This window comes from Streptomyces montanus (genome assembly GCF_005786655.1).
Classification (GTDB): Bacteria; Actinomycetota; Actinomycetes; order Streptomycetales; family Streptomycetaceae; genus Streptomyces; species Streptomyces sporangiiformans.
The window spans coordinates 16100-38133 of record NZ_VBZC01000005.1 but is presented as its reverse complement, the minus strand read 5'-3'; the positions used below and the strand labels follow the sequence as shown (position 1 = coordinate 38133).

At 69.8% G+C, this 22034-nt stretch carries 24 protein-coding genes and 1 pseudogene; 16 read left to right on the top strand and 9 right to left on the bottom strand.

Going from position 1 to position 22034, the window contains the following annotated elements; translation table 11 throughout:
• Positions 1-163 precede the first annotated feature (163 nt).
• The 8 genes and pseudogenes from FE633_RS05360 to FE633_RS05325 all read left to right on the top strand — a co-directional run bounded on the left by FE633_RS05360 (position 164) and on the right by FE633_RS05325 (position 6344).
• A complete protein-coding gene (locus FE633_RS05360) occupies positions 164-1570 on the top strand; it encodes an aromatic ring-hydroxylating oxygenase subunit alpha (protein WP_138043923.1) in 1407 nt (468 codons plus the stop codon).
• Positions 1567-1887 (top strand): 2Fe-2S iron-sulfur cluster-binding protein, encoded by a 321-nt coding sequence (locus FE633_RS05355; protein ID WP_246113430.1) that lies wholly within the window; start codon positions 1567-1569, stop codon positions 1885-1887. The genes FE633_RS05360 and FE633_RS05355 overlap by 4 nt, the downstream gene beginning before the upstream one ends.
• Positions 1888-1892: 5 nt before the next feature.
• Positions 1893-2108 carry a transposase gene (locus FE633_RS05350; RefSeq protein WP_119103225.1) on the top strand — a complete coding sequence of 72 codons (216 nt, stop codon included), beginning with the start codon at positions 1893-1895 and terminating at the stop codon, positions 2106-2108.
• Between the two features lie 4 nt (positions 2109-2112).
• Positions 2113-3144 carry an NADP-dependent oxidoreductase gene (locus tag FE633_RS05345; protein WP_138043922.1) on the top strand — a complete coding sequence of 344 codons (1032 nt, stop codon included), beginning with the start codon at positions 2113-2115 and terminating at the stop codon, positions 3142-3144.
• A 253-nt stretch (positions 3145-3397) separates the two neighbouring features.
• Positions 3398-4267, top strand: coding sequence for a helix-turn-helix domain-containing protein (locus tag FE633_RS05340; protein WP_138043921.1), 870 nt, complete (start codon positions 3398-3400; stop codon positions 4265-4267).
• Positions 4268-4390: 123 nt separating this feature from the next.
• Positions 4391-5242: an oxidoreductase gene (locus tag FE633_RS05335; protein WP_138043920.1), complete on the top strand. Its 852-nt coding sequence runs from the start codon at positions 4391-4393 to the stop codon at positions 5240-5242.
• A gap of 109 nt (positions 5243-5351) precedes the next feature.
• Positions 5352-5528: pseudogene (locus FE633_RS05330) on the top strand (IS200/IS605 family accessory protein TnpB-related protein); the annotation flags it as partial.
• A gap of 69 nt (positions 5529-5597) precedes the next feature.
• Positions 5598-6344, top strand: a complete 747-nt coding sequence (locus tag FE633_RS05325; RefSeq protein ID WP_138043919.1) for an SDR family oxidoreductase — start codon at positions 5598-5600, stop codon at positions 6342-6344.
• Between the two features lie 116 nt (positions 6345-6460).
• On the opposite strand, the gene FE633_RS05320 is transcribed toward FE633_RS05325, so the two are convergent.
• On the bottom strand, positions 6461-7333 hold the full coding sequence (locus FE633_RS05320; RefSeq protein ID WP_138043918.1) for a helix-turn-helix transcriptional regulator: 873 nt from the start codon (positions 7331-7333) through the stop codon (positions 6461-6463).
• Between the two features lie 196 nt (positions 7334-7529).
• On the opposite strand from FE633_RS05320, the gene FE633_RS05315 reads away from it, so the two are divergent.
• Together FE633_RS05315 and FE633_RS05310 are read left to right on the top strand one after the other, a co-directional pair.
• Positions 7530-8312, top strand: a complete 783-nt coding sequence (locus FE633_RS05315; protein WP_138043917.1) for an SDR family oxidoreductase — start codon at positions 7530-7532, stop codon at positions 8310-8312.
• 90 nt (positions 8313-8402) lie between these two features.
• Positions 8403-8645 carry a tautomerase family protein gene (locus FE633_RS05310; protein ID WP_138043916.1) on the top strand — a complete coding sequence of 81 codons (243 nt, stop codon included), beginning with the start codon at positions 8403-8405 and terminating at the stop codon, positions 8643-8645.
• Between the two features lie 28 nt (positions 8646-8673).
• Here FE633_RS05310 and FE633_RS05305 read toward each other — a convergent pair whose 3' ends face one another.
• The 4 genes from FE633_RS05305 to FE633_RS05290 form a co-directional block, all read right to left on the bottom strand.
• Complete coding sequence (locus tag FE633_RS05305) at positions 8674-9000, bottom strand: putative quinol monooxygenase (RefSeq protein ID WP_246113429.1); 327 nt, start codon at positions 8998-9000, stop codon at positions 8674-8676.
• A 71-nt stretch (positions 9001-9071) separates the two neighbouring features.
• Positions 9072-10808, bottom strand: a complete 1737-nt coding sequence (locus FE633_RS05300; protein ID WP_138043915.1) for a PEP-utilizing enzyme — start codon at positions 10806-10808, stop codon at positions 9072-9074.
• A 32-nt stretch (positions 10809-10840) separates the two neighbouring features.
• Entirely contained in the window at positions 10841-11665 is an 825-nt protein-coding gene (locus tag FE633_RS05295; RefSeq protein WP_138043914.1) for an SDR family NAD(P)-dependent oxidoreductase, read from the bottom strand.
• On the bottom strand, positions 11662-12930 hold the full coding sequence (locus tag FE633_RS05290) for an aromatic ring-hydroxylating oxygenase subunit alpha (RefSeq protein ID WP_138043913.1): 1269 nt from the start codon (positions 12928-12930) through the stop codon (positions 11662-11664). The genes FE633_RS05295 and FE633_RS05290 overlap by 4 nt, the downstream gene beginning before the upstream one ends.
• 325 nt (positions 12931-13255) lie before the next feature.
• Between FE633_RS05290 and FE633_RS05285 the strand changes: the two genes are divergently transcribed.
• The 5 genes from FE633_RS05285 to FE633_RS05265 all read left to right on the top strand — a co-directional run bounded on the left by FE633_RS05285 (position 13256) and on the right by FE633_RS05265 (position 18087).
• Positions 13256-13798: a VOC family protein gene (locus FE633_RS05285; RefSeq protein WP_246113428.1), complete on the top strand. Its 543-nt coding sequence runs from the start codon at positions 13256-13258 to the stop codon at positions 13796-13798.
• A 103-nt stretch (positions 13799-13901) separates the two neighbouring features.
• Positions 13902-14936, top strand: coding sequence for a thiamine pyrophosphate-dependent dehydrogenase E1 component subunit alpha (locus FE633_RS05280; protein WP_246113427.1), 1035 nt, complete (start codon positions 13902-13904; stop codon positions 14934-14936).
• 5 nt (positions 14937-14941) lie between these two features.
• On the top strand, positions 14942-15967 hold the full coding sequence (locus FE633_RS05275; protein WP_138043911.1) for an alpha-ketoacid dehydrogenase subunit beta: 1026 nt from the start codon (positions 14942-14944) through the stop codon (positions 15965-15967).
• A 4-nt stretch (positions 15968-15971) separates the two neighbouring features.
• A complete protein-coding gene (locus tag FE633_RS05270; protein WP_138043910.1) occupies positions 15972-17495 on the top strand; it encodes a 2-oxo acid dehydrogenase subunit E2 in 1524 nt (507 codons plus the stop codon).
• Between the two features lie 133 nt (positions 17496-17628).
• Positions 17629-18087 (top strand): SRPBCC family protein, encoded by a 459-nt coding sequence (locus FE633_RS05265; protein WP_138043909.1) that lies wholly within the window; start codon positions 17629-17631, stop codon positions 18085-18087.
• 42 nt (positions 18088-18129) lie between these two features.
• On the opposite strand, the gene FE633_RS05260 is transcribed toward FE633_RS05265, so the two are convergent.
• On the bottom strand, positions 18130-18747 hold the full coding sequence (locus tag FE633_RS05260) for a TetR/AcrR family transcriptional regulator (RefSeq protein ID WP_138043908.1): 618 nt from the start codon (positions 18745-18747) through the stop codon (positions 18130-18132).
• Between the two features lie 160 nt (positions 18748-18907).
• On the opposite strand from FE633_RS05260, the gene FE633_RS05255 reads away from it, so the two are divergent.
• Positions 18908-19564, top strand: coding sequence for a TetR/AcrR family transcriptional regulator (locus tag FE633_RS05255; protein WP_138043907.1), 657 nt, complete (start codon positions 18908-18910; stop codon positions 19562-19564).
• 102 nt (positions 19565-19666) lie between these two features.
• On the opposite strand, the gene FE633_RS05250 is transcribed toward FE633_RS05255, so the two are convergent.
• The 3 genes from FE633_RS05250 to FE633_RS05240 are packed head-to-tail and all read right to left on the bottom strand — an operon-like array spanning position 19667 to position 22025.
• Positions 19667-20392, bottom strand: coding sequence for an SDR family NAD(P)-dependent oxidoreductase (locus FE633_RS05250; protein ID WP_138043906.1), 726 nt, complete (start codon positions 20390-20392; stop codon positions 19667-19669).
• Positions 20393-20448: 56 nt separating this feature from the next.
• Positions 20449-21603, bottom strand: coding sequence for a thiolase family protein (locus tag FE633_RS05245; protein ID WP_138043905.1), 1155 nt, complete (start codon positions 21601-21603; stop codon positions 20449-20451).
• Positions 21604-21605: 2 nt separating this feature from the next.
• Positions 21606-22025, bottom strand: a complete 420-nt coding sequence (locus FE633_RS05240) for a Zn-ribbon domain-containing OB-fold protein (RefSeq protein WP_138043904.1) — start codon at positions 22023-22025, stop codon at positions 21606-21608.
• Positions 22026-22034: the final 9 nt, after the last annotated feature.

The following is a 22034-nucleotide window of genomic DNA, read 5'->3' as shown; positions in this document are numbered from 1 at the left end:
TCGCAACCGGCTTGGCGAGGGGGCGGCGGAAATAAATTCGAGGTCGGGCGCCTGACTTTCTCGAGACCTTGAGTGATGGGCACGCCTTACGCCGTCGCAACTGTTGCTCTGGCGTGCAATCACTAACTACACTCCATCTATAGTTTCTGCTGGAGGAGCGAAGATGGGCGAATCGTCGGAGTTGGGCGCGGAGCGGTGCCCCGGGCTCAGCGTCCAGGACTACCTCGACCGGGACAGCGGGACCGTTCCCGCCGCGCTGAGGTATGACCACAACGACCACCTCGGCAGCGAGGACGTCGACATCGACCGCTTCGTCTCCCGTGAATGGGCCGAGCGCGAGATGGAGCAGGTGTGGCGCCGTGTCTGGCAGTTCGCCTGTCTGGAGAGCGAGATCCCCGAGGTCGGCGACCACGAGATCTACGAGATCGGCGACGACTCACTGATCATCGTGCGCACGGCACCCGACGAGATCCGCGCGTTCGTCAACGCGTGCCTGCACCGGGGCCGCAAACTGCGTACCGGCGGGGGCAACGTCGCCGAGTTCCGCTGCCCCTTCCACGGCTTCGCCTGGAACCTCGACGGAACCATGCAGACACCGCCCTGCGTCTGGGACTTTCCCCATGTCACCCCCGAGAAGTTCTCGCTCCCCGAGGCCAAGGTGGCCACCTGGCGCGGCTTCGTCTTCATCAACATGGACCCGTACGCCGAGTCGTTCGACAGCTACCGGGGCACCTTCGACGAGTACTACATCTGGCCGCTGGAGAAGCGCTACAAGTCGCTGCACATCGCCAAGGTGCTGCCCTGCAACTGGAAGGTCGCGCAGGACGCGTTCATCGAGTCCTTCCACGTGATCGCGACGCATCCGCAGATGCTGCCATGGCTCGCCGACGCCAACTCCCAGTACGACGTCATCGCCGGCCAGCCCAACTGGAATCGGATGATCAACATCCAGGGTGCCCCCAGCCCCCACGTGGCGGACTCCGTCACCGAGGAGGACGTCCTGGAGGCGTTCTACTACTCGCGCTCCTTCTACGCGGCCACCCAGGGCCGCGACCTGGCACTGCCGGACGGCGGCGAGCTCCCCCCGATACCGCCCGGCGGCACCGCCCGCCAGGTCCTCGCGGACCGGATGCGCGCGCAGCTGGCGGCCACCTCGGAACAGGACTTCTCGAAGACCTCCGACAGCGAGCTGCTGGACGCCATCAACTACCTGCTGTTCCCCAACTTCAACCCCTGGGGCGGCGCCAAGTCCAACATCATCTACCGGTTCCGGCCCAACGGGCTCGACCCCGACTCCTGCGTCGCCGAGATCTTCTTCATGTCGTCCCCGCCGAAGTCCGGCGAGACCCCGCCCCCGGCGAAGATCCGCTGGGTGCCGGACGACCTGCTCTTCGCCGACATCCCCGAGCTCGGCCTGCTGGGCCCGGTCTTCGACCAGGACTGCGAGAACCTGCCGTACGTGCAGCAGGGACTGAAGACCCTGCGCAAACCCGGTATCACCCTGGCCAACTACCAGGAGAGCCGGATACGGCACTTCAATCGCACCCTCGACCAGTGGATGAACCGGTGACCGTGACCCACCGCGTGGCGGTCCGCCCCTCGGGCGCCGAGCTGGAGGTGCGGGGCGACGAGGACGTGTTCACCGCCGCCCGACGTCTCGGATACCGGTGGCCCACCGTCTGCGGCGGCAAGGGAACCTGCCGCACCTGCTTCGTGGAGGTCGACGAGGGCGCCGAGAACTGCTCACCCGTGGGCGCGCTGGAGCGCGAGGGCATCCAGTCCCTCCGCCGGCCGGTGGACGGCCGAACCCGGCTCGCCTGCCAGCTCCGGGTCGCCGGCCCGGTGACCGTGACCAAACGCGGCGTGCGCCGCCCAGTGCAGGAGTGAGCACCATGCCCAAGCAAGTGACACACCCGTTGACCGGGCATGTGTACCGGCTCACCGAGGACGGACTGGTCGAGGTGACCGACCCCAAGACGGGCGCGCAGGGCATCTTCGACTTCCAGGCCCGCTGGCAGTCGGGCGAACTGCGCCACGCCGACCTGCAGATGGCCGGTTGGGTGGGCCGGCTCGCCCAGCGGCGCTCCGCCCGGCAACCGGAGGAGTGAGCCGGTGACAGCCCGCACCACACGGGTGGTCTGTCTGGTCCGCCGGCCCGACGGAGAGCCGGTCCCCGGCGACTTCGCGGTCGAGGAACGTCCGCTGCCGCCGCTCGGCGAGGGCCAACTCCTCGTCCGCAACCTCTATATGAGCGTCGACCCCTCGATGCGCGGTCGGCTGGAGAGCACCGAGAAGCACTACACCCACAACTTCACCCCTGGATCCCCTCTGGACGGCCGGGCGCTGGGCGTAGTGGAGGAGAGCCGTTGCCCCTCCGTGCCGGCCGGCAGCTTCGTACGCCACCAGCTGGGCTGGCGGGAACGGGCAGTCCTCGATCCCGCGGACACCGACGGCGCCGGGCGGATCGACCCCGAACTCGCCCCGCTGCCCACCTGGTTGGGACTGCTCGGACAGACCGGCTTCACCGCGTACGTCGGGCTGGCGCGGATCGCCGAGGTGCGCCCCGGTGACACGGTCTTCGTCTCGGCGGCGGCCGGGGCCGTGGGCAGCGCCGCCGGGCAGTTCGCCCGGATGCTGGGCGCTGAGCGTGTCATCGGGACCGCGGGCGGGCCGGACAAGTGCGCCCTGCTGGTGAAGGAGTTCGGCTACGACGCCGCCGCCGACTACCGCGCCGAGCCGGTGCGCGAGGCACTGGCCCGGCTGGCGCCGGAGGGCATCGACGTCTACTTCGACAACGTGGGCGGCGAGCAACTCGCGGCTGCCCTGCACGCTTTGCGGCCCGGCGGCCGCGTCGCCCTGTGCGGCATGATGTCGCAGTTCGGCGGCGACCGCCGGTCCGCCGACATCAACCAGCTGATCCAGGCGGTCCTCAAGCGCCTGACCCTGCGCGGCTTCATCGTGCGCGATCACGAGGACCTGCGGCCCGAGTTCGAGAGCCGGGTCGCCGACTGGCTGCGCTCGGGCGACGTTCTCGCGCGGGAGACGGTGGTGGACGGTCTGGAGAACGCGTCGGCGGCGCTGCTGTCCCTGCTCGCCGGCGGAAACATCGGCAAGATGCTGGTGAGGCTGGACGGTACTTCTTAAAGACGTGACGGTGACGACGGAGGAGCCGCGCGGCCGTGGCATCCACTGGAGAAGGCGGTCGTGCGATCGGCGCCGCTGGTCTCGCGAGCGGAAGTCATCCGGCGGAGCAGTCACCTGACGAGCGCGCCGCCCAGCTCCGGGGCTCGCGGCCCACGCCTCGCACCGGGCCGGTACGGACACCCGATGCGGAGCTGAGCGTGCCTGGGAGTATCAGGGCCACCCTGCGCCACCGGTGCGGAGCTACTGTCGGGTCATGGACAGCGACAACCTCCTTGGACAGTTCCTCAGAGCCCGCCGCGGACTGGTGCGGCCCGAGGACCTGAACATGCCGGGCGGTGACCGACGCCGGGTCTCGGGCCTGCGCCGGGAGGAAGTGGCGATGCTGGCCGGGCTGAGCACCGACTACTACGTACGTCTCGAACAGGGGCGTGAGCGGAACCCCTCCGTGCAGGTACTCGACGCCCTCGCTGGTGCCCTGATGCTGGATGACGACGGGATCGCCCACCTCCACCAACTGGCACGGCCGCGGCCGGCCAAGGGGCGCCGGAGCACGCACGGCCGCCAGGTGGGCCCGGGCCTGATGCGGATGCTGAACAACTGGCCGAACACCCCGGCCGTGATCCTGGACCGCTGCATGAAGGTGCTGGCCCACAACCCGCTCGGCGGGGCGCTGTTCGCCGGACACACCTACAGCGGGGATCTGATGCGCCTGGTCTTCCTCGATCCCGACGCCCGGGACTTCTACCCGGACTGGGACCGGGTCGCTGTCAACACGGTGGCCGGTCTGCGTGAGGCGGCGGGATCCGACCTCAACGATCCCCAACTGATCGAGGTGGTCGGCGAACTGTCGCTCAAGAGCGCCGACTTCCGCAGGTTGTGGGCACGCCACGACATCCGCCAGAAGACGAGGGAGACCAAGCGCTTCCACCACCCCGTCGTCGGCGAACTCACCGTGGAGTACGAGTCGTTGACCGTCAACAGCGCGCCGGGACAGCAACTGGTCGTCTACCAGGCCGAACCCGGCAGCCCCTCCGAACACACGCTTTCCCTGCTGGGCAGCCTGATCGCCTCACAGGCCGCGGAAACCGCCGAGGCGGCGGACCAACCAGCCCACGACGCCTGAGCGGCCCACCTCACCGTCTTCAAAGCGCCCACACGTCCCGGAGCCTCCAGGGCGCGCCGCACTGCGCGCGCCTGATGACGCGACCTCGACGAACAGCCGTCTCCATGAAGGGACATGGCACACATGTCTGCCAACACCACGCCCGTCTGGTTCATCACGGGTTGCTCCACAGGTCTGGGCCGTGCCCTGGCCACCGCTGTGCTCGAACGCGGCTGGAAGGCCGTGGTAACTGCCCGCGATCCGCGAACGGTTGCGGACATCGTCTCCGGCCACGAGGACCGGGCCCTGGCCCTTGCCCTCGACGTGACCGACGGCGCCCAGATCGCCGCGGCCGTCAAGGCGGCGACGGCCGTCCTCGGCCCCATCGACGTCCTGGTCAACAACGCCGGATACGGCTACCTCGCGGCCCTCGAAGAGGGAGAGGATCACCAGGTCCGCGCCCTCTTCGACACCAACGTCTTCGGCCTCGTGGACGTCACCCGAGCCGTACTGCCGGGCATGCGCGAGCAGCGCAGCGGCCACATCGTCAACATCTCTTCCCTCGGGGGCCTCGCCGCCTTCGGCGCCACCGGTTATTACCATGCCACGAAGTTCGCCGTCGAAGGCCTCTCCGAATCCCTCGCGGCCGAAGTCGCCCCGTTGGGCATCAACGTCACGATCGTCGAACCCGGAGCCTTCCGCACCAACTGGTCCGGCCCGTCCATGCGTCAGTCCGCGACCCGCATCGAAGACTACGAGGCGACCGCGGGAGCACGGCGCAAGAGCACCCTGGACACCTACGGCCACCAGCCGGGAGACCCCGAACGTGCCGCCGCCGCCATCATGGCCGCCGTCGACGCGGAGAACCCGCCGCTGCGACTGCTCCTGGGCAAGGTCGCCCTCGATGTCGCTCTGGCCAGGCTCGACTCTCTGCGGACCAACTTCACCACATGGCGCGACGTGACGCTCGGCGCCGACTATCCCGACCACGACTGAGTGGGGAGTCCGCGCCGGCGGTCGTGACGGCGATTCGGGGAGTGACCACTGAATGGACAGCATATGGACAGGGTTTGGTCTGGTGGAGCCGATGCGCCGTACCTAGTGCATCCACCACGACACGGCACGTGGCCGCTGGTATGTGACCGCGTCCTGGCAGCGCGCCACCACCCCCGTCATGCCGCTGGAGGCGGCCCTGGCCCGGGGTGTGGTGGGGGTGGACATGAACGACGACCCCCTCGCCGCCTGGCGCCTTGACGTGCACGGCAACCCGGTCGGTGAGCCTGCAGCGAACGATCCGTCAACGGGGCTTCTGCCCTGACTGAGCAAGGAGGACGCGGTGACACAGACAACCATGGAGACCACAGAGCAGGGCAACCGGAAGGTCGTACTCGTCACGGGTGCCACCAGCGGCATCGGCGAAGGCATCGCCAGGCGGCTCGCTGCGGAGGGCCACCACGTCGTTGCCGGTGCGCGTCGAGAGGATCGGTTGACCAGTCTGGCGGAGAGCGTCCGAGCCGACGGCGGCAGCATCGACGTACGCCGCCTCGATGTCACCGACCGGGCCGACGTGGCCAGGTTCGTCGACGAAACGGTTAGTGCCCGGGGGCACATCGACGTGATCGTCAACAACGCCGGCGTCATGCCGCTGTCGCGGCTTGACTCACTGCTGGTGGACGAATGGGACCGGATGGTCGATGTCAACGTCAAGGGCCTGCTGCACGGCATCGCTGCGGCAATGCCGCACTTCCAGCGCCGGAACAGCGGGCACTTCATCACCATCGCGTCGATCGGTGCCTACTCCGTGGTTCCCACGGCTGCCGTGTACTGCGCCACCAAGTACGCCGCCTGGGCGATCACAGAGGGGCTGCGGCAAGAGGCTGAGCCGTTCATCCGGGTCACCACCGTCTCACCTGGCGTCGTTGAGTCCGAACTGGCCGAAACCATCACTGAACCAGGAGCCGCGGCGGCAATGAAGGCATACCGCTCGGCGGCCATCTCGCCCGATGCCATTGCTCGTGCGATCTCCTATGCGATCAGCCAGCCCGCCGATGTTGACGTCAACGAGTTGGTCATCCGGCCTGTGCGGCAGCGCCCGTAGCGTCGCGGCTGTCGGCGGTCTCCGCCGAAAGGCGTCCGCGCGCCCAGGCGCGGCGGCAGCTCGGGCGCGCGATCATGCACAGATCCCATGGCCACCGTGTCAGTTCCAGACCCTGCTCAGGCCCCTGGCTGTCCGAGTTCGTTCGCACTGGGCGTCATGTCCTGGGTGCCGATGACGGAGAGCAGTTGCAGCTGGGTCGCGCCTTCGGTGCCGGGTGGGGCGGAGAACCACAGCAGGCGCTGGCGTCCGTCCTCGCTGAACAGGCTGTGGCAGTCCAGCTCGATGACGCCCAGTGTGGCGTGCACGATGCGTTTGTGGTCGGTCCGTCGGAGGGCGACATCGCGGGTGTCCCACAAGTCGGCGAACTCCTGGCTGCGCCGTCGTAGCGCGGCCACCATCTGGGTTACTTTGGTGTCGCGGCCGCGCCGTGCGGCGACCGCCTGGAGGTCGGCCACGAAGACCCGCGAGTGGTGGGGGTGGTCCTCGGCCGGGTAGAGGCTGCGGGCGTCAGGGTCGGTGAACCAGCGGTGGACGAAGCTTGCCGCGGGGCCGCGCACGGCCGGGGGCCGGCCGACGAGCGCGGCAGCCAGATGATTCTGGACGAGGGTTTCGTGCAGGTCGGTGATGACCTGGGCAGGAGTGCTGGTGAGCTGGTCCAGCAGGCCGAGCAGGGCCGGCTGGACGTGCGCGGTCGGGCCGAGGGCGGCCGGGGGGACACGACGGCCGGCGAGATGGAACAGGTGGTCGCGTTCGTCGCCGTTCAAGCGCAGCGCCCGGGCCAGAGCGGCCAGCACCTGAGCCGAGGGCTGGGTGCCGCGTCCACGTTCCAACTCGGTGTAGTAGTCGGCGGACAGGCCCCCCAGCTGGGCGACCTCCTCGCGTCGCAGTCCGGGCACCCGGCGCCGCGGACCAGTGGGCAGGCCGACGTCGGACGGGCGGATTCGGGCGCGCCGGGACTTCAGAAACGCGGCGAGTTCGGAGTGGTTCACGCTCCCCATCGTGACGCGCACCGGCGTCCTGAGCCAGGGGATGGCAACCCCTGGGTAGAGACAGCCATGGCTGGCGCGGCACCATCGGCCCATGCTGGAGGCGCAAGCAGGGAGCAGCCGGTGACAACGCCGACGCCCCGCGCCACGACCCGCCTGTCGTGCCATCCCGCATCTGGCAACTCTTGCAGGAGTCTCCATGTCCTCCCAAGAAACCGCGGCGACTCGCGCCGCGCCCAACCACCAAGCAGAGCAGCCCCGCGTCGCCATCGTCACGGGCGGCTCCCGCGGTATCGGCCGCGAGACGGTGAGCCGGCTGTCCGCCGACGGATTCGCCGTGGTGGTCGGCTACGCGGGCAACCGTGAGCTGGCCGAGGCCGCCGTCGAGGAGGTCACCGCTGCCGGTGGCCGGGCGGTCGCCGTCCAGGCCGACGTCGCCGACGAGCAGCAGGTGGCCGCGCTGTTCGACACCGCCGAGTCCGAGTTCGGCGGCGTCGACGTAGTTGTCCACGCGGCCGGCCGAATGTACCTGTCCCCTGTCGCCGACCTGGACCTGGCGACGCTGGACGCGGTCCATCGCACCAACATCCGCGGGAGCTTCGTCGTCGCTCAGCAGTCCGCCAGGAAGCTCCGCAGCGGCGGGGCGGTGGTCATGTTCTCCACGTCGGTGGTGGGCCTGGCGTTTCCCGGCTACGGCGCCTACAGCGCCAGCAAGGGTGCCGTCGAGGCGCTCACGATGATCCTCGCCCGAGAGCTGCGTGGCCGGGACGTCACCGTCAACGCCGTCGCCCCCGGTCCCACCGCCACCGACCTGTTCCTCGAGGGCAAGGACGAGGAGACCATCGCCCGCTTGGCCGCCCAGCCCCCGCTGCAACGGCTTGGCACCCCCGCCGATATCGCCGAGGTCGTCGCCTTCCTCGCCTCGCCGGCCGGCCACTGGATCAACGGCCAGGTCATCCGCGCCAACGGCGGCATCATCTGACCGACCACGGCGCCTTCGCCGTACGTGTTCCGCACTCACTGCTCACCGCGGGCAGCCTCTGTAACCCCAACAACAAAAAAGGAAACCACCATGCCGTTCGCCAACTTCAAGGTCCCCGCCGGCACCCTCGACGAGAAGCAGAAAGAGCGGATCGTCACCCGTACCACCGAGCTCTACGTCGAGATCTACGGCGAACGGGCCCGCGCCAGCACCATGGTCCTGGTCGAGGAGGTCACCGACGGCGGCTGGGGCATCGGCGGCAACGTCCTGACCCTCGCCATGCTCGAGCAATCGCCCGAGCAATCGCCCGAGCAATCGCCTGAGCAACGGTAAGGGCGAGTTCTTCTCGCTTCCGCGCGCCTCAGCGCATGTCGCGCGACGCCGCCACGGTGTGGGCCTGGAGGCTCACGCCCACCCGGGTCAGCCCGGACACCGCGGCCCGGAAGTCCTTGATGTGCGCGGTGGTGAAGTGCTCGTCGAGCGCCTGCTGGGAGGTCCATCGCTCGTACACCCGGATGCGTCTCTCGTCCGTGGGGTCGGCGCTCATCGCGTAGTCCAGGCAGCCCGGTTCCTCTTCACGGGTCCGGCGGCCCAGCTCGACGAGATGCCCCAGCATCGTGTCGCGGTCGCCGGGTGCGTAGTCCATCCAGCCCGAGACGATGACTTCCGCGGTGATGTCCTCTGACACGGTGGTCCTTTCCACGGTCATGGCCCGGGCCCGCCGCTCCTCCGGCAGAGGAACGGCGGGCCCGACGGGGATCAGATGCCGAGTGCGGCCGGAACGCTGTCCACGGTGACCGTGCCCTTGTCGCCGTCGACCGTGACCACCATGCCGTCCCGCAGCCGCTGGGTGCCGCCCTCGACGGAGATGACGGCCGGGATGCCCAGCTCGCGGCAGACCACGACCGCGTGGCTGTTGAGCGCGCCCACATCCACGACGGCCGCTCCCGCCACGAGGAACAGCGGGGTCCAGGCCGCGTCCGTGATCGGAGCCACCAGTACCTCGCCCGGCTCCAGCGCCTCGCACGAGGCGGGGTCGGTGACCACGCGCACCCTGCCGGTGTATGTGCCGTGGCTGCCGCCGACACCCGGGAGGACATCGCCCTCGACGGCGGCCGCGATTCCCGCGTCGCTGCGTCGCGGCCACGCGTCGATCTCGGTCCGGGAGTCCTCCGCGATGAAGAACGGCGGTTCCAGCTCGCTGAGTCCGGCGTACTCCTCCAGCCGCCGGGCGATGACGGAGCCGAAGCGGTCGGGGTCGGCGACGTAGTCGTCGAGCTCGGTGTCCAGCAGCATCATCACGTCCTCGGGCTGGGCGAAGCGCCCCGCCTCCACCCCGCGGCGACCGAGCTCCCGAACCGCCATCCGGATCTCGTTGATGACGGTCACACAGTTCGCCTTGGTCCGCTCGCGGGCCGGGATCCACACCTGCGAGGCGTGCATGCCGGCGTCGAACATCGGCTGTACGTCCTCCGGAAGCGCGACTCGGATCTCGGCTGCGATCTCCGTGCGGCGCCCCGTCAGCTTGCGGTGGCGCTCGGCGGGGGAGGCGTCGTCGGAGCTGTGCCGGATCCGGTCCACCAGGGCCAGCGCCTGGACCGGCGCCGCCTCCCAGGACAGCGCGTGGATGTCCCACTCGTTGGGGCCGCGGTCACCGGACTCGGCCAGGAACTCGTCGAAGGAGTCCCGGAACGCCTTGACGTCTCCGGTCGCCCCTTCGAGGGCCTGTTCCACCGCGGCCGGGCCCCGGTCGAACAGAGCCGTCAGCTCCGCCGAGGCCGCCACCTGGCGCGACAGCGTCCACAGGCCGGTCGACGGAGAGGCCGAGTCGACATCCCCCAGCCCGCCGATGAGGTCGAGCATCGCGCCGGGACGGTCGACGCTCGCGCACAGCGGGCCGAGGATCGCCGGTCCGACCGACGCCGGCAGCGAGGACTCGACATGCCGTTGAAAGGTCGTCTCCACGTCGTCCAACAGCGAGCGGGCGTGCGCCACCAACTCGGCGTCGGACAGGGCCGCCAGATCGGGCCGCTCGCGCCGGACCCGGCGCAGCCGCTCGTGGTCGGCGTCGCCCTCCGGGTACCCGGCCTGGCCGAGCATGCCCTGCAGCGTCGCTGTCGCCTTGGCCGTCAGTTCCGCGTCCTGGTCGTCGGCGTGCGGCACGTACACCGGGGTGTCGGAGCGCTGACCCACGAAGGCAGTGTCGATCTGGTCGGCGGTCTGCCCCATGCGGATGCCGAACAGCCGCAGATGCGACAGGTTGAGGTAGAAGTAACCGCCGAAGATTCCGGCGAACGGAGGGCGGGGGCCGCTGACCTCGTCCCCGCGGTAGATGCCGAACTCGACGAAGCCGCGCCGCCAGCCCTGCAGGCCGCGCCCCCAGACCAGGGTCCAGCCCAGCGGGCTGGCCGGATCCGGCAGGGTCTCGCCCGCGTTGGCCCGGGTGTAGTGGGGCAGTCGCTCGCTGCGCTGCGAGTCGGTGATCCAGTGCTTCATGGCGATGGGTCTCCCGCCGTCCGTTCCCGCGCTCACCACTGCGCCGTTCCGCCGTCGACGCTGATCAGCGTGCCCGTGATGCCGGCGCCGGCATCGCCGGCGAGCAGCGAGGCGACGCCCGCGATCTGTTCCACGGTGGTGATCTTCTTGGTGGCGGCGTGCTCGGCGAACCGGGCCAGCCACTCCTCGTACGAGATGCCCTCGGCCTCGGCCGCGGCCGGACCGGCGGCGCGCATCAGGTCGGTGTCGACGGCGCCGGGGCAGATCGCGTTGCAGGTGATGCCCGCGGTGCCGTACTCGAAGGCGGTCGCCTTGGTCAGACCGTGGATGGCGTGCTTGTTGGTGATGTAGTGGCTGATCGCGGGCTTGTTGGCCTGCTTGCCCTCGACCGAGGAGATGTTGATGACACGGCCCCAGCCCCCCTCCAGCATGGGGCGCAGGGCGCGGCGGGTGCCGTAGAAGTAGGCGTTGAGGTTCAGGTCGAGGGCCTTGTGCCACGCGTCGTCGCTCAGTTCGTGGACGGGGGCGAATCCCTCGGTGCCGCCGACGTTGTTGACCATGATGTCCAGTCGGCCGAATCGCTCGACCGTCCAGTCGACCAGTGCCTCGATGTCCGCCTGCCGACTCGAGTCGCAGGGGTGGAAGACGGCCTTGTCGCCGGCCTGGATTTCTTCCAGCGCCTGCTTGCCCTTGATCTCCGAACGGCCGCTGAGCACGACCGTTGCCCCGTCGGCCAGGAAGGCCTCGGCTATCGCGCGGCCGATGCTGCGCGTGCTGCCCGTGATCACCGCGACACGTCCGTCGAGGCTGCCCGTAGCCACCATGCTGTTCTCCTGCGAGTTCTGAGGGTTCGTCATCTGGACGCTTCGTCCAGGAGGCGGTGGATGGTGCGGTGGAAATGCTGGAGTCCGGGTTCGTTGCGTCCGAAGACGAAGTCGGTCCCGGCGAGGGCCTTCAGCCCCCGCTGTACTCCGTAGGTGGTCGCGTAGTCCTCGTCGCGGACCACCTCGTAGAACCACTCGCCGAACTGGTCGGCGGCGTGGCGCTCCTCCTCGGTGACGGCCGGCTCGCGCAGCAGGATGATCTGCTGGGTCACAGACTCGGTGGCCGAACGGGGGATCACGATGGAGACGGCGATCTTGTTGCGCCAGGTGCCGGCGATGGCCAGGCCGGGGAAGAGCCAGTAGATGGCTCCGACCACGTCGCCGGGGTCACGCTTGTCCGCCGGCAGGTCCACCATGTCGGCGATGGGCCGCAGGGCCGCCCCGAGACGCTGGTGGGGACCCCAGGTGTCGTGGGCCATCATGTTGGAGAAGTTCGTCTCGAAGACCGTCTTCGTGTGCAGCGAGGCGAAGTGGTAGGTCTCCAGGTACCCGTCGAGGGTGACCTTCCAGTTGGGGCTGGTCAGTTCGCGGGTCGCGTAGTGGTGGCAGTCCGCGAAGCGGAGCCCCTCCAGCAGAGGCTGCAGATCGCCCAGCCAGGCGTCCAGGTCGTGCTCGGCGGAAGGATCGAGCGAGACGAAGACGATGCCGGCGCGCTCACCCACGGGGAGTTGCACGAGGCTGCGCTTCTCGCGCGGTACGTCGCCGAAGGTCTTCTCGGCGTACACGCCGCGCAGTTCCCCCGACAGGTCGTACGACCAGGCGTGGTAGGGGCAGGTGATGCGCTTCGCCACGCCGCAGCCGGGCTCGACGAGTTCGGCGCCACGATGCCGGCAGGCGTTGATCATCGCGTGTACGACGCCCTTGCGGTCCCGGGTGATCAGGATCGGGAGGCCGAGCACATCCAGCGCCTTGTACGTGCCTGGCCCTGGAAGCTCGCTCGACATGGCGAGGGGGAGCGGAACGCTCCGATGGACGGCGTCCATCTCCCGCAGCCAGCGGTCGGCGTCGAGGTAGTGGTCGACGGGTTCCGTCCACTGCTCATCGACCTCATGAGTCGTGTTATTGCGGTAGTGCTCGATGACGCGCTCGGCGAGTGCGGCAGCGTCCTCCCGCATGGCCACGCTCGCGGCATCGGTGGAGCGGTTCTGGCCGATCCATGAGTGGTATTCCGGGGCGGGGGGCGGCAGGGGACGTTCGTCGCCTGCCGCTCGGTCGTCCGGTGAAGTGATCTGGACCACGGTGTCCTCAATCCTCCCAGCCGCGAGCTGATGAAGGGTTCCGGTGTTACAGCTCCGCTGCGATCGCCACAACAACAGGAGTTAGTGTTGTGTGTCAATAGAAAGTGCCGAAGTTGGGTCGAGCGGCATTCCGCAGGTCACCTTCGCTTTCTGCAGCGAGGGTAACCCCGGCTCGACTCGATCTTTCTAGGGATCGGCTCCAGCTGCCGGAGTGTGGTCGGCGGGTGCTGTTCCGAGGGGAGGCGGTCCAGATGACCTGCGAAGCGGCCCATGTGGCCGATGTGGCTCATGCAGCCGGTGTGGCCGCGGTGTCCTGGGGGTGGCGATGACTCAGCCCCTCGAGGCCGGTGTCGTGGTGCACGACCTGGAACTGATGGAGCGCTTCTATCGCGAGGCACTCGGCTGTGTTCCGGTGCACCGCTCGCACATCCCGCGGTCGATCGGTGGCCCTGCGGGGTTGGGCGCGCCGCTTCTGGTCGTATGGCTTCAGGTGCCGTGCGGGATGCCGTCGGGGACGGCGTCCGGGGCGGCGGGCGAGGTGCCCTCCGGAGGGCGGATCAAGCTGATACGGCCGCAGGCGGACGCTGCCATGCCTGCCCCGCCCGTCCCGCCGCCCGTGCCGTTGACCGCGCGCTGCGGTCTGTCCTATCTCACCTTCCACCTGGACGACATCGCGCCGGTTGTCGCCGCACTGCCGGCCGCCGGAGCCAGGCCGCTGTCCAGCCCGGTCGTCGTGCGGGCGCGGAGCCGTCGGATCAGCTTCTGGGCGGACCCCGAGGGCAATGTGGTCGAGCTGGTGGACCAGCGGGGCGGTGACAGGGGGGCGGTGACAGGGGGGCGGTTGGGTCCGGTTGAGTCCGCCCCATAGTAATTAGACAACCTCTCCAGTAAGGTGCCCCTGCTGGTTACTGTAGACCGGTACAACAAAGTCCGATCGGTTGGACACCCCGCTCGGAGCGAAGGGGCGGACGATGGTTCACAAGGCACCGCGGAAGTCGGCCGCGGAAATCACGCGACAGACGGCCTCGACGGTCACCCACCCGGCATCAGCCCAGGTCATACGCGATCTGCACGAGCGCATGGTGCGTATCCGGCTCTTCGAGACCGAGGCGGGAAAGCTCATGGAGGCGGGTAAGCTCCCCGGCTTCCTGCATCTCTACGTAGGCCAGGAAGCCGTGGCCGCGGGGGTGATGGTGGCACTCCGCGACGACGACCAGATCACCTCCACCCACCGCGGACACGGTCACGCCGTGGCCAAGGGCGTCAGCTTCCGGCACATGTACGCCGAGCTGTACGGCCGCGTCACCGGCGCCTGCCTCGGTCGCGGCGGAAGCATGCACATCAATGACGTCACCCTCGGCATGCTCGGCGCCAACGGCATCGTCGGTGCAGGCGTCCCGATCGCCGTCGGAGCCGCCTTCGCCGCCCAGTATCGCGGCGAGGACAACATCGCCGTCACCTTCTTCGGCGACGGCGCCACCAACATCGGCAGCTTCCACGAGGGCGCCAACATGGCCGCCATCCTGCGCCTGCCGGTCCTGTTCATCTGCGAGAACAACGGCTACGCCGAGTTCACCCCGCAGTCGAAGCACATGCTGATCACCGACGTCGCCGACCGGGCCGCGTCCTACGGCATGCCCAGCGTGATCGTCGACGGCATGGACGCGCTCGCCGTTTACCAGGCCACCGTCGAGGCCGTCGCACGCGCCCGGGCCGGCGAGGGTCCCATGTTCATCGAGGCCAAGACCTACCGCTATTACGACCACCAGGGCGTCAAGGGACTGCGTCACCCCTACCGCTCGGACGCGGAGGTCGAGGAGTGGAAGGCCCGGGACGCGATCGACCTGCTGGAGGCCCGCGCCCTCGCCGACGGCACCGCCACCCGCGCCGAGCTGGACGACACCTGGCAGCGCACCCGCGACGAGATCGCCGAGGCCATCGCCTACGCCGAGGCCGGCCCGCTGCCCGACCCCGCCGACCTCCTCCTCAACGTCTACTCGGGATGACCGCCATGACCACCATCACCGAAGCTCCGGCCCCTGCCCCGGACGGCACGGGCCGCAAGCTCACCTACGTCAAGGCGTTCAACGAGGGCCTGGCGCAGGTCATGCGCGAGGACGAGAACGTCTTCGTCGCCGGCGAGGACGTGGCCGGATACGGCGGCGTCTTCCGCATGTTCGACAACCTGCTGGACGAGTTCGGCCCTCGCCGCATGATCGACACCCCGATCTCCGAGGCCGCGCTCGTCGGACTGGGCGTGGGCGCCGCCGCCCGGGGCCTGCGCCCCGTCGTCGACCTGATGTTCATGGACTTCATCGGCGTCTGCCTGGACCAGATCGTCAATCAGGCCGCAAAGATGAAGTACATGTTCGGCGGCGCCGTATCCGTGCCGCTCACCATCACCACCGCCTCCGGCGCGGGCCTGGGTGCCGCCGCCCAGCACAGTCAGAGCCTGGAAGCCTGGCTCGCCCATGTGCCCGGCCTCAAGGTCGTGATGCCGTGCGACGCGTATACCGCCAAAGGTCTGACCGTCTCGGCGATCCGGGACGACAACCCGGTCGTCGTGATGCTCAACAAGGTCCTGCTGGGCAGCAAGAGCGAGGTGCCGGAGCAGATCTACGGAATCCCGCTGGGCCAGGCCCACACCGCGCGGCAGGGCTCCGACGTCACCGTCATCGCCCTGGGCCGCATGGTGGGCGAGGCCCTCGCGGCGGCCGACGAGCTGGCCACCGAAGGCATCGAGGTCGAGGTGATCGATCCGCGCACCGTGCAGCCCCTGGACACTGAGACCATGATCGCCTCGGTCCGCCGCACCAACCGGGCCCTCGTGGTGCACGAGGCCGTCACCTTCGGCGGGCTCGGCGGGGAGATCGCCGCCCAGATCCAGGACGCGGCCTTCGACTACCTCGACGCGCCGGTGCTGCGTATCGGCGCGCCCTTCTCCCCGGTGCCGTTCTCCCCGGTGCTGGAGAAGGCGTACGTGCCCGACCAGGCCCGCATCGTGCAGGGCTGCCGCCGTCTCCTCGAAAGGTCGTGACCCAGTGGCGGTCGAGGTTCTGCTGCCGAAGATCGGCCTGACCATGCAGGAAGGCACGATCGACGAGTGGCTGGTGCCGGCCGGCGCCTCCGTCTCCGAGGGCGACGCTCTGCTGCGGCTGGCCACGGACAAGGTCGACGTGGATGTCGAGGCGGAGGCGGGGGGACTGTTCCACCCCGTGGTCCCGGCCGGGACCACCGTCCCGGCGGGGGCCCTCATCGGCTGGCTGCTGGCCGAGGGCGAGCAGCCTCCGGGCGCGGCGGGTACGCCGATGCCCGCCTTGCCCGGGGCCAACAGCGCCGCTGAGCCCGCGGCCCAAGCCGTCTCGTCCGCGCCGCCGTCCGTCAACGGCGCCCACGCGCTGTCCGTCAACGGTGCCGCGGCCCGGAATGGGCATCACGGCCGCGGGGCCGGGGGCCGGCTCCTGTCGTCGCCCAACGCTCGGCGGGTGGCCGCCGAGGCCGGCGTGGACCTCGACGCCGTACGCGGCACGGGGCCCGGCGGCCGGATCGTCTCCGAGGACGTGGAGGACTTCCTCGCCGCCGCTTCCGTGCCGGCCGTACAGGCGTCCGCCACCCTGCCCGGCGAGCCCGCCACCCTGCCCGGCGAGTCCGTCACCCCTGTCTCCCCCCTGGTGCGCCGTCTGGCGAAGGAGCGGGGCATCGACCTCGCCGGCGTACAGGGCACGGGTGCGGGCGGCCGGATCCGGAGGGCCGACCTCGACGCCGTCATCGCCGCTCCGAAACCCGCAGCGGCACCTGCACCTGCCCCGGCGCCCGCGCCGGCCTCCGAATCGGCCGTCCGCCGGCCCTCGCGCGCCGCGGCCGGCGAGCCACAGCCGGGAGACGTCCTCCCGCTCACCGGAATGCGCGGCACCATCGCCCGCCGGATGCACGCCAGCCTCCAGGAGATGGCGCAGCTGACGCACGGCTACGAGGTGCGCATGGATGCCGTCGTGGCCCTCAGAGCCCAGCTCAAGCGGGAGTGGGCCGACAGCGGCCTGCCGGTGCCCAGCCTCAACGACTTCCTCGTGAAGGCCGCCGCGCTGGCCCTGCGCGTACACCCGCTGCTCAACGCGGCGGTCCACGAGGACGGCGTCCACCTGGTCGAGGACATCCACATCGGGTTCGCGGTCGCCGTGCCGAACGGCCTGCTCGTCCCCGTGATCGAGGACGCCGCCGCTCTTCCGCTGACGGACCTGGCCCGCTGGTCCAGGGAACTGGCCGAGAGCGCCCGCTCCGGCCGGATCTCCCCGGCGCGGCTGGAAGGGGCCACGTTCACCGTCACCTCGCTGGGCGGGTACGGAGTCGACTTCTTCACCCCCGTGATCAACCCCGGAAACGTCGCCATCCTGGGAGTGGGCAGGCTCAGGGACGGCGTCGAGTGGGTGGACGACCAGCCGCGGCGGACGCGGGTGCTCACCCTGAGCCTCACCTTCGACCACCGTGCCGTCGATGGGGCTCCGGCCGCGGAGTTTCTGCGCACGGTGGCATCCCTGTTGGGCAAGCCGCTGCGTCTGCTCGTATGACAGGGCGGCCCGGACCGGACGGGGATCGTCGGAGCGGTTAGCGGGCGGTGCGTGGGTACTCGCCGCGGCGTGCCGAGATCTGTGCGGCGGGGCCGGTGGCTCTGTCGTACCGGTCAGTGAAAGGAGGCCAGGGATGAGCACGGTCAAGGAAACGGTGGAAGTCGAGGTCCCCGTCCGTACCGCCTACAACCAGTGGACGCAGTTCGAGGAGTTCCCGAACTTCATGCAGGGGGTCCAGGAGGTCAGGCAGCTCGACGAAACCCACAACCACTGGACCACCAAGATCAGCGGAATACGGCGGGAGTTCGACACCGAGATCGTCGACCAGCTTCCTGATGAGCGGATCGCCTGGCGTACCACCACCGGCGACACCAGGCAGATGGGTATGGTCCGCTTCCAGCCGCTGGACGAGACCCACACCAGGGTGGAGCTCGTGATGGAAATCCAGCCCAGCGGCGTCGCGGAGAAGACCGCCGACATGTTCGGGATGGTCGACCGACGCGTCAAGGGAGACATGCGACGCTTCAAGGAGTACATCGAGCACCGCGGTGGCGAATCCGGAGCGTGGCGTGGCCGCATCACCCCCGAATGATCGGGGCCCGGCCCGCCGGCACCGCGGAGCGCCCGCGTCCGTTCAGCTCCCCGTAGTCCCCGCAGCAGCCGCGACGCGGGTGGCCAGTCGGCCGACCTCCTTGGTGAACGACCGGTGGCCGAGCGACCGGTAGACGTCGTCGCCACGGATCTGCGAGATTGCCGCGTTCTCCAGTAGCGCGAGGACGCCCAGGCCGATCACCGCCGCCTCCGCGTCGCTGATCGACTCACGGGCCTTGCGCACCAGGCGTACGAGTTCTTCGAGCAGCTGCGTACGGATCTCGTGGCGCAGTATCTCCGCCTCCTGGCTCATCCCGGCCGAGGAGACGAAGAAGACGGCGGCGGCCGACCGGTGTTCGCCCAGCCAGGCCAGCAGCGCGGTGACCTCCGTGCCGATGTCAGAACCCGGCTTGTGGGCCTCGGTGAGCGACTCCAGCTGCTCGCGCAGCGCGGCGGCGAACACTCGCATGCCCTCCACCAGGACCTGGTCCTTGGAGGAGAAGTGGTAGTACACCGCCGCGGACGTCATCTCCGCCCGCGCGGCGATGTCGGCCACCGTCACCTCGTCCGGCGGCTGGGTGGCGAAGAGCTCCGTGGCTGCTTCGATCACCCACTGCCGACGCGACGGGCGGTGAGCGGCGCGGGTTCCGGAAGTCGTCATGATGTCAAGTATGCCCAAGGCTCCTGCCAACAGCGCCACAGCAATGGCAGGAATTACCGGCAGCCACACGACGGAGTTACTGGATAGCATGGTCAGTACACCGGCACTGGGACTGGCGTTGGCACCGGAGACGGCAGCGGCAGCGGCAAGGGAGCACGCAATGGCCACCAGCACGCAGAACGGCAAGCAGCCGGCCCACCGTCCCTCACGACGGCAGCACATCATCGGTGCCGCGGTACGGGTCTTCGGCCGGAAGGGCTTCGCCGAGACCAGCGTCCAGGACATCGCGGACGAGGCCCAGGTGGTGCCCACGGCCGTCTACTACCACTTCGACGGCAAGGAAGAACTGCTCGAACTGGCCATGCGGCGGGTCTTCGACCAGCTGAACGCCGTGGTCGAGGAGGCCCGCCCGGATTCCGAGCCGGGCGACGCCCAGGGACTGCTGCGCGTCATCGACGCCGTCTGGGACTGGGTGGGGGCCAACCCGGACGAAGCCCGTCTGTTCCAGGTCCAGGTCGCCGCCGCCAACGGAAGCGTGAAGCTGCTGCGCGACGAGTTCGAACAGCGGCACATCCAGCGTGCGTACGACTATCTGCCGGAGGGCACCACGCGCAGCCCTCGCGCGGCCAAGGCCAGGCACGCCGCCCAGGCGCTCGCGGTCCGCACCCTCATCAGCACGACCATGCTGGTCACCGCGCTGCGGGCGGAAGGCGGGCCGCTGGCCGGGCTGCCGCCGAGTGATGTACAGGCAGCGGTCAGGTCGCTGGCCCTGCGGATCGTCGCCGCGGACCAGGGCGCGGCGGTCTCGTCGGCTTGATCACTGGGGGGCGCTTACCGGCGAACCAGGTCGCCACGGGTCTCGCCGGCTTGATCACCGAGGCTTGATCACCGGGCGGTGCTCAGAGCGCCCGTACGCCTGTCACCACGGCAGCGGCTTGCGCTCGGCGAACACTCCGCCCGTCGTCGTGTCGCCCACGGGCAGCGTCGCCAGCCACACCGGAGTGTCGGCGCCCAGCTCCGGTCCGCGCGGTGCGGCCGGGCCGCCCATTCCGGTCCGGGTCCAGCCCGGGTCGGCGGAGTTGACCAGCACACCGGTGCCGGACAGCTCGGCGGCGAGCATGCGGGTGAGGGCGTTGAGCGCGGTCTTCGACACCCGGTACGTGGGGTGGCGGCCGGAGTCCATCAGGGCGAGCGAGCCGTAGCCGCTGGTGACATTGACCAGGCGGCCGTAACCGGCGCGCACCATGCCGGGGACCACGGCCTCGGCCATGCGCCAGGCGCCCACCAGATTGGTGTCCAGCGTGGCGCGCAGAACGTCGTCGTCGAGGTCGAGAGCCGTTCGTGAACCGTCGAGGCTGACACCGGCGTTGTTCACCAGGACGTCGATCGTGCCGAAGCGCTCCAGAGCCTCGCGCACGGCCGCGGTGACGCTCTCGGCGGAGGCCACGTCCAGGGCCAGCGGCACCGCTGCCGGGCCGATGGCGCGGCAGACCTCCTCGGCCGCCTCGCGCCTTCTGGCCGCCACCAGGACCTGTAGCCCCTGGCCTGCCAGTTGCCGGCATATCTCGGCGCCGAGGCCGCGAGCGCCGCCGGTGACCAGCGCGGTTCTCCTGCCTTCCGGGGCGGGATTCTGCTGCCCGTTCATCGTGTGCCTGCCTTGTTTCTGTGTGCTGCCTTGTGTCCGCGTGCCTGCCCTGGCTCTCAGATCGTCAGCACCGAACAGGCGCTGATCCCGGGTGCCCCGTACACATGGGTGAAGCCCACTCGGGGAGCGCCCGGTACCTGTACGCCCGCCGCCCGGCCCTGCAACTGCCGTACGACCTCGTGGAACTGGCGCAGCCCCGAGGCGCCGACGGGCTCGCCGCCGGCCAGGCAGCCGCCGTCGGTGTTCACCGGCAGCCGACCCGTGGGATCGGTGTCCCCGGAGGCCAGCAGTTCCTCCTGCTCGCCGTGGCCGCACAGCCCCGTCTCCGCCAGATGGATCAGCTCCGAGCCACTGTCGGTGTCCTGCAACTGCGCCACCCGCACGTCAGCCGGACGCACGTCCGCCCCGCGGAACACCGCCTCGGCCGCGTCGACACTCGGGCTGCGATGCGGTCCCGGCGGCAGCCAGGGCGAGAACACCTCGAACGAGCCGAACCGCCGGGTGCGCAGTGCCACCGACGCCAGCCTGACCGGCCGCTCGCACAGGTCGAACGCGCGGTCGCCGCGCGCCAGCACGAGTGCCACCGCGCCCTGTCCCGGCGAGCAGAACATGTACTGGGTGAGGGGCGGGCTGACCTCGGCGGAGTCGAGGATCTCCTGCTCCGTCAGCGGTTTACGGCGCCAGGCCATGGGGTGGTGGGAGCCGTTACGGAAGGCCCGTGCCGCCACCATCGCCAGCGCCCGCTCCGAGATGCCGTACTCGTGCAGGTACCGCTGGGTCTTCAGGGCGAAGAACTGGGTCGTCAGCATCATGCCGGTCTCGGCGTACCAGTCGCCCAGTCCGTAGCGGGCCGCGGAGACGTGGAACGCGCCCCGCTCATGCTTGTCGAAGCCCACGGCCAGCCCCAGCGTGGCCTCGCCCGCGCGCAGCGCGTTGGCCACCGCGAGTACGGTAGACGCCCCGGTCGCGCAGCCGCCCTGGACGTTGACGAAGGGGACACCGGTCAGGCCGAGACGCCCTACCAGCGTGTCGGGTTTGCCGGACACATCCGATCCGCCGGCCGCGTAGCCGATGTCCGCCCAGCCGACGCCGGCGTCCCGCAACGCCTCTCGCACGGCGTGTTCGGCCATGTCCATCCCGGTCACGCTCGCGTCGCGGCCGAAGGGATGCATCCCGCAGCCGACCACGTAGACATCGTCGGACCTCGCCATGGTCATCGGTCCTCTTCCCGGTCCGGGCGGAACGCGAAGGTCAGCACCTCGGTTCCGTCCTCGTCGTGGTACGCGGGCACCATGGTGAGCCGGACCGGCAGCCCGATCCGAATCTCCGCGCGCGGAACATCCAGCCGTGCCTCGACCAGCACCTCACCGAGGTCCACATAGCCCACGTGGTACGGCTGGTAGCCCTCGGCCGGCGGCCGGTACGGCGGCTTGGGCGGGAACGCCTGGAGCGTCCAGGACCACACCAGCCCGCGTACCAGCAGCGCGTGCGTGGACATGGCCCTGCCCGAACACTTGGGGCACGAGTCCTGCCGGGGGAAGACGACGGTGCCGCACTCGTCGCAGCGCGCGCCCGCGAGACGCGGTGGGTCCACAGCGTCGAACAGGTTCTCGTCGATAAGTCTGGTGGTCATGCCGTCCCG

What these genes read in the sequence shown, in the direction of transcription:
- FE633_RS05260 (WP_138043908.1), bottom strand. Translation starts at nt 18,747, where the DNA reads ATGACGACTTCCGGAACCCGCGCCGCTCACCGCCCGTCGCGTCGGCAG.
- FE633_RS05295 (WP_138043914.1), bottom strand. Translation starts at nt 11,665, where the DNA reads ATGACGAACCCTCAGAACTCGCAGGAGAACAGCATGGTGGCTACGGGC.
- FE633_RS05325 (WP_138043919.1), top strand. Translation starts at nt 5,598, where the DNA reads ATGGAGACCACAGAGCAGGGCAACCGGAAGGTCGTACTCGTCACGGGT.
- FE633_RS05340 (WP_138043921.1), top strand. Translation starts at nt 3,398, where the DNA reads ATGGACAGCGACAACCTCCTTGGACAGTTCCTCAGAGCCCGCCGCGGA.
- FE633_RS05315 (WP_138043917.1), top strand. Translation starts at nt 7,530, where the DNA reads ATGTCCTCCCAAGAAACCGCGGCGACTCGCGCCGCGCCCAACCACCAA.
- FE633_RS05245 (WP_138043905.1), bottom strand. Translation starts at nt 21,603, where the DNA reads ATGGCGAGGTCCGACGATGTCTACGTGGTCGGCTGCGGGATGCATCCC.
- FE633_RS05350 (WP_119103225.1), top strand. Translation starts at nt 1,893, where the DNA reads ATGCCCAAGCAAGTGACACACCCGTTGACCGGGCATGTGTACCGGCTC.
- FE633_RS05275 (WP_138043911.1), top strand. Translation starts at nt 14,942, where the DNA reads ATGACCACCATCACCGAAGCTCCGGCCCCTGCCCCGGACGGCACGGGC.
- FE633_RS05255 (WP_138043907.1), top strand. Translation starts at nt 18,908, where the DNA reads ATGGCCACCAGCACGCAGAACGGCAAGCAGCCGGCCCACCGTCCCTCA.
- FE633_RS05285 (WP_246113428.1), top strand. Translation starts at nt 13,256, where the DNA reads ATGACTCAGCCCCTCGAGGCCGGTGTCGTGGTGCACGACCTGGAACTG.
- FE633_RS05300 (WP_138043915.1), bottom strand. Translation starts at nt 10,808, where the DNA reads ATGAAGCACTGGATCACCGACTCGCAGCGCAGCGAGCGACTGCCCCAC.
- FE633_RS05335 (WP_138043920.1), top strand. Translation starts at nt 4,391, where the DNA reads ATGTCTGCCAACACCACGCCCGTCTGGTTCATCACGGGTTGCTCCACA.
- FE633_RS05280 (WP_246113427.1), top strand. Translation starts at nt 13,902, where the DNA reads ATGGTTCACAAGGCACCGCGGAAGTCGGCCGCGGAAATCACGCGACAG.
- FE633_RS05240 (WP_138043904.1), bottom strand. Translation starts at nt 22,025, where the DNA reads ATGACCACCAGACTTATCGACGAGAACCTGTTCGACGCTGTGGACCCA.
- FE633_RS05310 (WP_138043916.1), top strand. Translation starts at nt 8,403, where the DNA reads ATGCCGTTCGCCAACTTCAAGGTCCCCGCCGGCACCCTCGACGAGAAG.
- FE633_RS05360 (WP_138043923.1), top strand. Translation starts at nt 164, where the DNA reads ATGGGCGAATCGTCGGAGTTGGGCGCGGAGCGGTGCCCCGGGCTCAGC.
- FE633_RS05250 (WP_138043906.1), bottom strand. Translation starts at nt 20,392, where the DNA reads ATGAACGGGCAGCAGAATCCCGCCCCGGAAGGCAGGAGAACCGCGCTG.
- FE633_RS05265 (WP_138043909.1), top strand. Translation starts at nt 17,629, where the DNA reads ATGAGCACGGTCAAGGAAACGGTGGAAGTCGAGGTCCCCGTCCGTACC.